Origin of the sequence: Pseudomonas zeae (assembly GCF_014268485.2) — a bacterium.
In the GTDB taxonomy this organism is placed as follows: domain Bacteria; phylum Pseudomonadota; class Gammaproteobacteria; order Pseudomonadales; family Pseudomonadaceae; genus Aquipseudomonas; species Aquipseudomonas neuropathica.
Genome location: NZ_CP077090.1, coordinates 3,961,973 through 3,975,846, shown reverse-complemented (window position 1 = coordinate 3,975,846; position 13,874 = coordinate 3,961,973). Strand labels below are relative to the sequence as shown.

Annotated in this window: 2 protein-coding genes; both read left to right on the top strand. The window is 57.8% G+C overall.

Annotated elements, in window-relative coordinates:
• Positions 1-136 precede the first annotated feature (136 nt).
• Entirely contained in the window at positions 137-13,423 is a 13,287-nt protein-coding gene (locus HU754_RS17335; protein ID WP_186624261.1) for a hemagglutinin repeat-containing protein, read from the top strand.
• Complete coding sequence (locus HU754_RS17330) at positions 13,420-13,812, top strand: hypothetical protein (RefSeq protein ID WP_186624262.1); 393 nt, start codon at positions 13,420-13,422, stop codon at positions 13,810-13,812. Before HU754_RS17335 ends, HU754_RS17330 begins: the two co-directional genes overlap by 4 nt.
• The last annotated feature ends 62 nt before the right edge of the window (positions 13,813-13,874 follow it).

The window sequence follows — 13,874 nt, the reverse complement described above, 5'->3', positions numbered from 1 at the left end:
CGCAAAGGTGATATTAGTGCGCCACTATCCGGTGAAAGGGCCGTTTTGCGATCTGCAGCAAGGTTCGTGACTGTCAGGAGTACCGCGCACTCACCGTCATCCGACTTTTACTGCTCGTTGTAAAGAGATCTTCAACATGGACGTTCGCCAGTACGCGTTTCTCGCTCGTCAGCCTGCTGCTGCCCTGAAAACCCGCGAGTCATTCCTTGGCATGCCCAAGCGCGGGCTGGCGTTTCTCTTGGCGAACGTCATGTTCTGGCAACCGATGTGGGCGCAGGCCGACGGTATTGTCGTCGCCAACCCGAATACCTCGCTGGATCGTGCCGGCAACGGCGTGCCGATCATCAACATCGCCACGCCCAATGCCAGCGGCCTGTCACATAACCAGTTCCACGACTACAACGTCGGTGCGCAGGGGCTGATCCTCAACAACGGCTCGACGCAGAATAATCTGACGCAGTTGGGCGGCCACATCATCGACAACCCGAACCTGAAAAACAGCGGTTCGGCGCAGGCAATTCTCAACGAAGTCATCAGCGGCAATCCGAGCCAGTTGCGCGGTTATACCGAAGTGGCGGGGCAGTCGGCGCGGGTCATTGTTGCCAACCCTTATGGCATTACCTGTAATGGCTGCGGTTTCATCAACTCGCCGCGCGTGACCCTGACCACCGGTAAACCGGTGCTCGACAACGGTCGTCTGGATCGCTTTCAGGTTGATCAGGGTTCGGTGGCCATCGAGGGCGCGGGCCTTAACGCGACCAATGTCGACCGTTTCGAAATCATCACTCGCAGCGCGAAGATCAACGCCGAGATTCAGGCGCAAAACCTGACGATTGTCGCCGGTCGCAACGACGTCAACGCACAAACCCTTAACGCCACCGCGCGCGCCGATGACGGCAGCAGCAAACCGCAACTGGCCATCGACTCTTCAGCGCTGGGCGGCATGTACGCAGGCGCGATCAAACTGGTCGGTACCGAGGCCGGTGTCGGGGTGAAACTCGACGGCAAGCTGATTGCCAGCGGCGGCGATATTCAGCTCGACGCCAACGGCCAGTTGAGTCTGGTCGACACCTCGGCCACGGGTGCAGTCAACGTTAAGGCTGCGAGCCTCGATGCACGTGGCCCGGTTTACGCCGGCACGGCTCTCAACATGCAAACTCAGGGCAACCTGACCAACCGCCAGACCCTAGCGGCCCGCGACAGCCTCACCCTCAGCGCCGGCGGCCAACTGACCAACGCCGGTGCCATCGAAGCCGGCGTCAACGTCGACGGCGGCCGCAATGCCAGCGGCGATCTGAGCCTCACGGCACAGAACCTCGACAACACTGGCAAAAGCCTCACCGCCAGCCGCAATCTGACCATCAACACCGCGCAAACCCTGAACAACCAGGGCGGTACGCTCAGCGGCCAAACCGCTGCGATCAGCGCCGGCACGCTGGACAACCGCAACGCCGGCAAGGTGCAGAGCAACACCACCCTGAACCTAAACGCCGCGCAGGTGCTCAACAGCCAAGGCGTGATCACCAGCAACGCCAGCCTCACCGCCAACATCGGCCAGTTGATCAACAACAGCGGCGAACTCAGCAGCCAGACCGACGCGGTCCTGACCGTCACCTCGCTGGACAATGTTGCCGGCCTGATGAGCGCCGGCCGCCTGCTCGACATCAGCGCCCTAGGCGCAATCAACAACCGCACCGGCAAGATCGGCGCCAAACAGACCTTGCTGGTAAAAGCCCAACAGCTCGACAACAGCCAGCAGGGCCAGTTGACCAGCGAAGGCACGCTGACCACGCGGATCAGCGAGCAACTGAACAACCAGAACAAGGGCCTGATTCAGGCCAACGGCGCCATGAACGTGCAGGCCAAGCGCCTGGATAACCGTGCCGGCAAGATTTCCAGTCTCGACACGCTGACCGTCAGCAGCGCCAACACCGACAACCGTGGCGGGACGATTCGCGCCGATCAGGCAGGCAAACTACTGATCGACAACCTGGACAACCGCGACAAGGGCCGCCTCGAAAGCAAGACGGCGCTGACCGTCGACGGCAACACGCTGAACAACAGCAACGGCGGCCTGCTGACCTCGAGCGGCGTGTTGAGCCTCAAAGCCAAGACAGTCAACAACGATGGCGGACGGGTTTCTGCCAAGGGCGATATCGACGCCAACATCGACACCCTCAATCAAGAGCACGGTGAACTGGTCGCCGAAGGCAATCTGCTGCTGACCGGCAAAACCCTCAACAGCCATCAGGACAGTCTGGTCGGTTCGCTCAAGACTTTGACCGTCAACGTCGAGCAGATCGACAACCGCGCCAGCACACTCTCCAGCCAGCTGGATTTGCACATCAACGGTTCGCGCCTGGACAACAGCGACGGCGGCAAAGTGCTGTCCGACACCACACTGGCGCTGAAAGTCGCGCAGATCATTAACGCCACTAACGGCCTGATTTTCAGCAAAGGCGCGAGCACCCTCAACGGCATCGGCCTGAGCAACGTCGGCGGGCGCATCGTCAGCCAGAACACGCTCGGGCTGACCTTCGACGAGGCCATGGACAACCAGCAAGGCCTGATCAGCAGCGAAGGGCAGATGACCCTCAGCGCCGGCAGCCTCGACAATCGTCTGGGCAAACTGTCGAGCCTTGAAGCGATGGCGTTGACCGCCAGCGGTTCCGTGCTGAGTCAGGGCGGCCTGATCGTTTCGCAGAAAGGCCTGACCTTCAACAGTGGCAGTCTGGATAACAGCGCCAACGGCATTATCAGCGCCAAGGCTGATTCGACCCTGACTACCGGTGAGTTGAAGAACCGACAGGGCGGCAGTATCGCCACCGATGGCTCACTACTATTGACCGCCGCGCACCTGGACAACTCCGGCGGCAGCCTCGGCAGTCAGCAGAAACTCGAAGCTTCGGTGACCTCGCTGGAACAGGACGGCGGCGAGCTGTTCAGCAACGGCGACCTGACCCTGGACATGAACAACGGTCTGCTCAATAACCAGCGCGGCAACATCCATACGCCGGGCCAGTTGCTGCTGAAAAACCTCAAGGACGTCAACAACAGCGCCGGCGAAATCTCCGCTGCCAAGGCCTGGAGCGTTAACGCGCAAAGCTTAAACAACGACGGCGGCAAGTTGCTGAGCAATGAAAAGCTCACTCTGGTCATCGAGCGCGCGTTGAGCAACGTCAAAGGTCTGATTGCTTCCGCCAACCTCGACAGTCGCAGCGACAGTTTGAACAACAGCAGCGGTGACATCCGCGTGCGCGGTGATGTCGATTTCCGCGTCACTGGAATGTTCGATAACCACAACGGCGTGGTCATCGCCGACAACGGCCTGACGATTACCGCCGCCAGTCTGGATAACCGTCAGGAAGGTCTGATCGGTTCGACCCAAGCGCTGAAACTTAACGTCGAGCGTGTCGACAACCGCAGCGGCGAGTTGTCGAGCAAGAGCGATGTCAGTCTGATCGGCGCCTGGCTCGATAACAGCGACAGCGGCTACATGCTCGCGGGAGGCAATCTGGCGCTGACCGTCAACGACGTCATCAACCGCAACAAAGGCCTGCTGTCCGGTGACACCGGGCTGACACTGACCGGCAAGACACTGGAAAACAGTGGTCGCCTGACCAGCCAGAAAGACCTCGCGATCAACCTCTCTGGGGATCTGAACAACGCACAGGGCAGCCTCGTCAACGAAGGCGCCTTGGCGATCACCGCGCAAAGTCTCAACAACAATGGCGGCACGGTCTCCAGCGCCAAAGCGCTTACTGTCAACACTCGCGGCGCCGTCAGCAACCAGGGCGGCAAATTGCTGACCGACGGCGATCTCATCCTCAACAGCAGCGCGCTGGATAACCAGCAAAAAGGTGTACTCAGCAGCAAGGCCAATCTCAGCATCAGCACCGGTGCACTCAACAACAACCAGGCGAACATTTACGCTGACGACCACGTCGACATCACTGCCGCTCAGGTTAGCAACACCGTTGGCAGCCTCGGTGCCGGCAAGACACTGACCGCCAATGTCCAAGGCCTCGACCAGCAGGGCGGCAAACTGTTCAGCGGCGGCACCGTCAGTGTCGATCTGAACGGCGGCGCGCTGAACAATCAGGGCGGCGTGATCAACGCGCCGGAGCAGTTACTACTGAAAAACCTCACCGACGTGAACAACCGTGGCGGCGAGATTTCCAGCGACAAGGCTTTTGAGCTAATCGCCAAGTCGCTGGACAACAGCGGCGGGCAACTGCTGAGCAACCAGAAACTCACCCTGACCCTCGACAACGCACTAACCTCGATCAAGGGCACGATTGCCGCTGCAGCGTTGCAGGTTCGCGCGGCGAGTCTGGATAACAGCGACGGCGGTGTGTTGCTCAGTGACAGCGACATCGAGGTGAGCGTCGATGGCCTGCTGAAAAACACTAATAAAGGCAGCATCCGCGCCGCACAACAACTGACCCTCAACAGCACCTGCCTGAACAATCAGGGCGGCACACTGGTCGGCGTTTCCGGCCTGAATATGGACCTGGGCGCCACCGCGCAGGATCTGAATAACCAGGACGGTGTGATCAGCAGCAAAGGTCGGTTGAGCATTGCCGATCTGCGCGACCTGAATAACCAGAACGGCGTGATCAACAGCAAAGGCGTGCTGAGCATCGCCACCCTGCGTGACTTGAATAACCAGCAAGGCGAGATCTCCAGCGTCAACAGCTTCAGCCTCACCGGCAACCGTGTCGATAACCGTGGCGGTAACCTGATCAGCAACGATCAACTGACCGTAAAAGCGGCCGACCTGAACAACCAGAACGGTCTGCTCTCCGGCTGGAAAGGCGTGAGCCTCAGCGGCGGCACCCTCGACAACAGCCTGGAAGGCGCGATCTCCAGCCAGCTCGGCAACGTCAACATCGACCTCAGCGGCGCACTGCTCAACCACAGCAAGGGCGGCATCGGCGGCCTCGGCGAAGTAACCATCACGGCCGCCAGCCTGGACAACAGCGGCGGTACGGTCAGCAGTGACGGCAAACAAACCCTGACCATAACCGGCGCGATCAGCAACGCCTCGGGCGGCCTGATCAAAAGCGGCGACACCCTCGAGATCCGCGCGGCCAGCCTGAACAACAGCAGCGGCAACGTCATGGCGAAAAAAGCCCTGACCTTCACCGGTGGCCCGCTGAACAATACGAAGGGCAGTCTGGTCGGTGACGACAGCGTCACCCTCGATCTGCTCGGCGCCCTGACCAACTTCAATGGCGCACTCGGCAGCGGCGCCGCACTGCTGATCAAACGCGCCGCCAGCGTCGACAACCAGGGCGGCCAGTTGATCAGCCAGACCCTGCTGAGCCTGCTCACCAGCGGCGACCTGAACAACAGCCAGCGCGGCACCGTCTCGGCCAACGGCCAACTGGACCTCACCGCCGGCGGCACGTTGCGCAACGACGCTGACGGCCTGCTGTCCAGCCGCGATGCCGGCGTGTCCATCACTGCCGCCGCGCTGAACAACGCTAAAGGCGCGGTGCAAAGCATGACCGCGCTGAGCGTGAACATCGGCAACGGCGCGATCGATAATCAGGGCGGCAAAATCATCGCCCAGAACGCCGACCTGACCCTCAACGCTGCCAGCCTCGACAGCCGAGGCGGTGTGCTCTCAAGCCTCAACGGTCTGCTGCAAACCCGCCTGAGCGGCGTGTTGCGCAACGGCCAGGGCGGCAAGATCGAAGGCAGTCGCCTCGACCTGCAAGCGCTCGGCGGTATCTACAGCGATGGCGGACGGATCGCCGCCAACACCGGCAACATCCTGCTCAACGCCGGCGGCAACACCCTCGACAACAGCGGCGGCGGGATCTATGCCAAAGGCGTGGTGAAAACCATCGCCGGCCTGATGAGCAACAACAACGGCCAGATCAGCGGCAGCAGCATCGAGCTGGGTGCCGACGGCAACCTGAGCAACCGCAGCGGCCTGATCGAAAGCGCCAGCACACTGGCGATTCGCGCCGCCAATCTCGACAACCAGGGCGGCAAACTGCGCGCACTCGGTACCAGCGGCAAAACCGATTTCCAGATCGGCAGCCAGTTCGACAACCGCAACGGTCTGGTGGAAACCGCCAACACCGATTTCACCCTCGCGGCACCGAGCTTCCTCAATGCCGGCGGTTCGGTGACGCATGTCGGCCTCGGTGAATTCGGCATCTCCACCGCCAACGTGATGAACGCCGCCGGCTCGCTGGTGACCCGTGGCGGACTGACACTGAACGCCGACAGCTGGACCAACAGCAGCGTGATTCAGGCCGGGCGGTTGACGGTGAATGTCGGCAACTTTGTGCAGACGGCGAGCGGGCAGTTGCTCGCTTCGAATCAACTGGTGGGGCGTGGGGGCAACTGGAGCAACGAAGGCTTGATTGCCAGCGATGGCAGCGTCGATATTCAGCTGAGCGGCAATTACGGCGGCAACGGGCGCACGAGCAGTCTGGGCGATCTGCAACTCGACGCCTCCACCCTCAACCTGACCAGCGCTACGAGTATCGCGGCCGGAGGCAATACGACCGTAGGCGCACGCGGTGGCCTGGCGATCGTCAACAACTATGGCCGCCTCACCGCTGCCAATAATCTGATCCTCAATGCCGGCACCGTTAACAACTACGGCACGCTCGCAGGCGCGTTGGGTATGAAGCTGACGACCTCATCACTGCTCAACGATGAGGGCGGGTTCCTGTTCAGCGGTGGCGACATAAAGCTTCGCGTGGGCAGCTTCAGCAATAAGAAATCCGACGTTTACAGCCTCGGCGCAATCGATATTGCGCGGGACGATGCCGGTAATCGCGCGACGACGGTGGAAAACCTTTCCGGAACGATGGAGAGCACCGGCGACTTCTCGATCAAGGCGGACTCGATCGTTAACCGCAGAGACCAGTTCAAAACGGTTTCCGAGATGTACTCGTCGGATATTGGAGTGCGTTGCTATTCGTGTGATCAGATCCCGCTTAACTGGACAGATCTGCAAGGAGGCAAACTACCGTCTCACCTGGTCTGGGAACAAAAGTTCAAGGTAAGCATTTCGGAGGGGGAAAGTTCCAAAGCCGCGTCTATCACTGCCGGAAAAAACTTTGATGCTGTGGGTGGATCGTTCCTGAATTCGAACTCGTCGATCGCCGCTTCTGGAAACATCAACATCAACGTGGCCAACTTCGAGAACTCGGGTACTGCCACTGGCGATTACGTTTCCCGCAAATACGTCAATGGAGGGCTCTCCGTTGCCCAGTGGAACGAAGTCGTTGCGTACAACATGTACAACGATGCGGACTACAACAACGATCTGCATTTTTGGAACGCCAACGAAGATGACTCACGGGTAGTTTCCAAGGTCGTCAGATATGGTGCCAAAGGTGAGGCTGACAACTGGTTCCAGACGTTCGGCCCGACCATCATTTCTTTGAATAAGCAGAGTCAAGCCGTCAAGTTCGGAGATTCTCTCTATTCCTCGGGAGACAGAACGGAAGCTCCAGACTTCATAAAGAATGCCGTGTTCAATGAAAAGATCGTCACCTCCGATCCTTCAGGATTCGCCTCGGCGATCATTCAGGCCGCCGGCAATGTCACCATCAACGCCAGCAACAAAATCAGCAACGGTGTTGAAAAGGCCTACAGTTCAGGCGCCGCCGGCACCTCGCGCAACGCCAATACCGGCGCTGGCGGCACCGGTAAAACCACCGTCATCAGCCTCAACAGCCAACTGCCACCGGACTTGGCACAACAACAGGTCAACCCGCTGACATTACCCGGCTTCAGCCTGCCGGTCGGTGACAACGGCCTGTTCCGCCTGAGCGGCAAGGGTGGTAGCGAACAATCCTTGGTGCCTGCGCCGTCCTGGACCATCGATACGCTGTCCGGCGAGTCGACACATCATACGGTCGGCATGCCCGCACGGCCGTCGACTCAGTTCCAGTTCGACAACACCGACCCGGTGTCGATAAAAAAACGCGATCTGGCGCTGAGCGATGCCGCCTCGCTGAATCTCAACGACAGAACCGCTCAGTTCAACGTGGGTGCAACCGCCGCTGACGGGCCAGTCGGCGTGCTGGTGCCTGCTCGGGGCAACCCCGCCTTTGACGTACCACGCGTACAAGGCTTGCCCGACACCAGCGTGCGCTCCAATCCGCACAAATACCTGATCGAAACCAACCCGGTACTCACCGACCTGAAGAAATTCGAGAGCTCGGATTACCTGTTGCAAAAACTCGGCTACGACCCGGACATCAGCGCCAAGCGTTTGGGTGACGGTTTCTTCGAACAGCGGATGATCCAGCAAGCGGTCGTCGAGCGTACGGGACAGCGGTTCATCGACGGCCAGACCTCCGACGAAGCGATGTTCAAGTACCTGATGAACAACGCCATCGCCAGCAAGGATCAGCTCAACCTGTCGATGGGCGTCACGCTGACTGCACAACAAGTGGCGGCACTGACCCACGACATCGTCTGGCTCGAAGAGCACGAAGTGAATGGTGAGAAAGTGCTGGTGCCGGTGCTGTATCTGGCTCAGGCGAATAACCGGCTGGCGCCAAACGGGGCGTTGATTCAGGGTAACGACGTGACATTGATTGCCGGTGGCGATCTTACGAACGCGGGTACGTTGCGCGCTTCAAACAACTTGTGGGCAGAAGCCGACAACAACCTTGTCAACAGTGGACTGATCGAAGCCGGAGAGCGTTTGAGGCTCAAAGCCGGTAACGACATCATTAATAAGTCAGGCGGCATCATTTTCGGTAAGGATGTCAGTCTCACGACTACCCATGGGGACGTAATCAACCAGCGCGATGTGACCAGTGTTGATGTCAACCGCGCTGGCAGTGTGTACCACCGTGACTATGTGGATAGCGCCGCACGGATCGAAGCAGGCAATGACCTGACGATCAGCGCTGGTCGCGACATCAATAACATTGGTGGCGTACTCCAGAGTGGTCAGGACATGACGCTTGATGCCGATCGTGATGTGAACATCACTTCGGTTCAGAATCGCAGCATCGACGCACGTGGCGGTAGTTACCTCAATCAGACAATTACTCAGCACGGCGCTGAAGTGACATCTGGGCGGGATCTGTCGATCAGTGCTGATCGTGACGTGGCGATTGTGGCCAGTCGGCTGGATGCCAAGCGCGATCTGAGCTTGAACGCCGGCAATGATGTACTGGTCGCTTCCGCGGCAAATGAAAGTGAGTACGTAGCGCGCAGCAAGCGCACGCAGGTCGAATCCCTCAATGTTTCCCAGCAATCAAGTGTCATCAACTCGGGCCGTGACATTGCTGTCAACGCTGGCAAAGACCTCAATCTGATTGCCAGTCGCATCAGCGCCAGCAACGAGGCGTACTTGTTCGCTGGTGATGACGTCAACATCGCAACGGCAGAAGACGTCGATTACGACTACTACTCGAAAACCAAAAAGGGCTCCTTCGGCAAGAAGAAGTCGACGATGAGTGAAAGTGAGACGGTCTTGTCCGTCAGCTCGACAGTCGAGGCGGGTACCAAGCTCGTGGTGTCGGCAGGTCAGGACATTAATCTGACCGGAGCCAAGCTCAACAGCGATGGGACTTTGCTTGCTACCGCGGGTCGCGACATCAACTTGTTGGCTGCTGAAGACTCTTACAGCCAAGCCAACGCGTCATCGAAGAAAAGCTGGAACAAGAGCAAGTCCAGCAGCAGTGAGCAGACGCAGACACGTCTGAATAGCACCGAACTAAGCGCCAAGGATATCGAGCTCAAATCGAGTCACGACATCACTTTGCAAGCGGCTGCCCTGCGTGCGGAAAACGAGGTGAAGCTGACAGCGGCCAATGATGTTCTGATTGGCACCGCTGAAGAAACCCATACATCCAGCCAGTCCAAGAGCTCCAGCAAGACCGGGATGACGGTTACCGGCTGGCTCTCCAACACGCAGAAAACCCAGCAATCGCAGCAATCATCCACACAGAGCATCGGCAGCGATATCAGCGCTGGCAGCATTCAAATCAACAGTGGCCGTGATTCTGTTGTTGAAGGCAGCACGCTGGTGGCCGACAAGAATATCGGCATCAATGCCGGACGTAATCTGGAAATCACCAGTGCAGAGAACTCTGCGTCGTCCAACTCGAAATCCGGCAGTAAAAAAGTCGGTGAAGTGGGCTCCTGGTGGCAGGGCGCGACCGGGATCGTCAAAACCAAAGAAACCGATGACAGCACTTCAACGCGCCAGTCGGGCAGTCAAATCGCCTCCCTCGGCGGCAATATTTCCCTGACCGCCGGGGATCATTACAGCCAGAGCGCTAGCCAGTTGGTCACCCCTCAGGGTGACATCAACATCAAAGCCAAGCACGTTGATATCGAGGCAGGATTCGACACGCTCAACACCAATAAAACCGCGAGCACCAGCCGCACGGCAATCGGCGGCACCGTCAGCATTCCGCTGGTCGATGCCCTGCGTGGCATTCAGCAAATGGGCGAAGCTGCGCAGAAAACCAGCGATGATCGAATGGTCGCACTGGCAGCGGTGAACGCCGCCATGAGTGCCAATCAGGCGCTGGATGCCGGACAGGCGATGATGCAGAACCCGGTGGGCGGGGTGAAGGTCAGTGTCAATCTGAGCAACAGCCAGAGCAAAATGAACAGCAGCCAGAGCGGCCGCAATGTGGTTGCCAGCGATGTTGTCGCGGGTGGCAACGTCAACATCGTTGCAACGGGAGCCGGTGCTGACAGTGACATCAATGTCGTGGGCAGCCGAATCGAAGGCGGCGGCGATGTCAGCCTGAAAGCTGACGGCGAAATCAATCTGTTGTCCGCACAAAACACCGCACATCAACAAAGCGCCAACAGCAACAGCGGCTGGAGCGCAGGCATCGGTTTTGGCTTCGGTGAAAGCAACGGCTTTACCTTCGAACTCGCCGCCAACGTGGGACGGGGCAATAGCGATGGCGATGACGTCACTCACACCAACACCTCGATCAAGTCCGGTAATACGCTCAACCTGGAGAGCGGTGGCGACACCAACATCAAAGGCGCTGTCGCCACCGGTGAAACGGTCAAGGTAAAAGTCGGCGGTGACCTCAATGTCGAGAGTCAGCAGGACACCAGCACCTATACATCCAAACAGATGAGTGCGAACGTCGGCTTGAGTGTCTGCATACCGCCGTTCTGCTACGGCACCAGCAGCGTCAGCGGCGGTATTGCTGCGCAGCACATGCAAAGCGAGTACGCCAGTGTGTCCGAGCAATCGGGCATCAAGGCCGGCGACGGCGGCTTCCAGGTTGAGGTCAAGGGCAATACTGATCTGGTCGGGGCGGTGATCGCCAGCACCGACAAAGCGGTTGCTGACGGTAAGAACACTTTGAGCACCGGCACGCTGACGAGTTCTGATATCAAGAACAAGGCTGAGTACGACGCCAGTAGCATCAATCTCAGTGGTGGTTATGGCGGCGACATCGGACGTGACAAAAACGGTAATGCCAGCGCCACCGCTAGCCGGGGCGGGCCAGTTGTCGCCAGTAAGAATGGCGTGAGCGCCACCACGCCTGTCGTCCTGTTCGCCAGTGACAGCTCCAGCAGTACCACGCACAGTGGGATAAGCGGTGCAGCGGTGACTATCACCAACGGCGCAAAACAGCAGGAACTCACTGGAAAAACCGCTGAGCAAACCATTGCAGCGATAAACACGAATGTTTCGAGTGATCGCGATGGCAGCAATAAGCTGAAGCCGATTTTCAATGCCGAAGAGATCGGTGCGAACTTCGAAATCGTCGGCAAGTTTGTGCAGAACGTTTCTCAGTTCGTTGAAGACCGTGCGCGGGAGATGGATAGCAAGAAGAAGCAGGCTGATCTGGAGTTGGCGGCGTCCTTTGATCCAAAACTATCCGAGAAAGCTCAACTGGCTCACCACGAGAACTACCTACAGCTCAAACAGCAGATCAAGGAGATTGGCGATAACTGGGGGGCCGGTGGTACTTACCGCCAGATCGCTACAGCCCTCGTCGCAGGCGTCAGCGGTAACGTAAGCGGTAGTAGCGCGCAGTTTGCCCAGAACATGGTGGTCAATTACGTCCAGCAGCAAGGCTCATCGTATATCGGTGACTGGGTGAAAAAGGGTCTGAAGGAAGGCAGCCCTACACACGCCGCGTTGCATGCGATTCTCGGCTGCGCCGGTGCGGCGGCCAGCAACCAGTCCTGTTCGGCAGGTGCTTTGGGCGGTTCAGCAGCGAGCGTGCTGGCAGGACTGTTCGCAGACACCGATCCAAATGAAACAGCGATAGAGCGTGAAGCCAAACGCAACATCATCACCAGCCTGGTGACCGGCATTGCGGCCATGAGTAATCCGAATGGCGCCGCCACAGCGAATAACGCAGCTACTGCGAACATCGACAACAACTGGTTGGCGACGCAGCAATACGTCCAAGCCATGAAAGAAATTGATGCCGAACCCAATGTCCTGAAAAAAATAGCGATTGCGGCGAAGTGGCAGATCCAGTCTACGCGGCAGGATTTGCTGACCGGATCGGGGGTTCTTAAAGGCTTTACCGATGGTATGGCGGGAGCGGGTCTAGGGACTTTGGATAGCGCCGTCATGTTGATGAGGGACCCTGTACAGAGTTGGGACGCCGTCGTGGAGTTCGCTGGCTCTGATGAGGCCCAGGCGCTGCTGGGTAAAGCAGTTGGCGCTGCATTCAAATCCCAGATTGATCAGATTGGCCAAGCGCTCACCGAAGGCGGCGATGCCAACGCAGAAAACCTCGGCCGGCAAATGGGGCAAGCCGTGGCGCTCGTGGTTCAACTGCTGGCGGGCGGTGGGAGCAGTTCTGCAAATAGCGCGTTGACCCTTTCGCGACTGGGGATTGATGTATCGGTTGATACAGTCAAGAAAATAGGCGCGTCGTTTGATCTCGACCTTGTCAAAAGTCAGATCAATAAGTTGCAGACTGTCGTACGTGATACGGATGTGCCTGTGCTTGACTCCAAGCCTCCTGCGACGGGTGGGTTGACTGACAGCGAGGCAGGCTTCTCGACATTACCTAAAATCGGATCTCTTTTGGGGGATGCCGAACTACCCCCGAAGAATGCTTCTATCGAAATGGTAAGGTCCATTAAAAGGCAGAACGAGGCTGCAAAGGCTCTGGCAAAAGCAGGGTATGATGTGGAGCAACTGCCTAATGTTGCAAAGAATAGGGCGAATCCGGATCTTAAAATCAATGGAGAAGTAGCCGATGTGGCGTCGCCTCAGACTGGCAGCCTCCTTTCGGTATGGAAAACGATTAATGACAAAGTTATTAAGCAAGCTAAAACTGTTGTTCTGAATCTGGCCGATTCGCCGTTAGGTTTCGATGACATACAAAAAAATATAGCGGAGTATCCAGTGAAAGATCTTAAGAAGCTTTATTTGTTGAAAGATGGCCAGTTCAGAGTAATTGAGGTGCACAAGCCATGAGCATAATGATGGTGTTCGAATTTGAGGGTTGCCCACGTGTCGAGCAACTAATAGATGTCCTGAGAGCATTGGGAGCGTCAGTCGACGCTGATGATTCTGAGTTCTCCGGGAGTTTTCCAGAATCAAATGCTTTTTTTGTATACACCCAGCATGCCACTCTGGAGGATATAGGCACAGATCAAGTAGATCCCTTGGGTTGGCGAATAGGCGCAAGGTTGGTTGTGCATTGCCCGATAAGTACATTGGCAGAAAGTGCAAATGATCTGGATGAGTTGATGGCGGCGTTGGTAGGGGCCATGAATAACCGTTTTCTGCTGTCCTTTCAATATGAATCAATATACGCCGTTAGGGATCACGATCTTGTGGTGTATAAGAAGATGATTGAATAAGTGGCGGTTTATAATGAGTTTAAAAAGCTTCTGCGACCTGTTTTTTCTCAGAGGGGTAATGG

Coding starts and splice junctions, on each gene's coding strand:
- HU754_RS17335 (WP_186624261.1), top strand. CDS start 137: ATGGACGTTCGCCAGTACGCGTTTCTCGCTCGTCAGCCTGCTGCTGCC.
- HU754_RS17330 (WP_186624262.1), top strand. CDS start 13,420: ATGAGCATAATGATGGTGTTCGAATTTGAGGGTTGCCCACGTGTCGAG.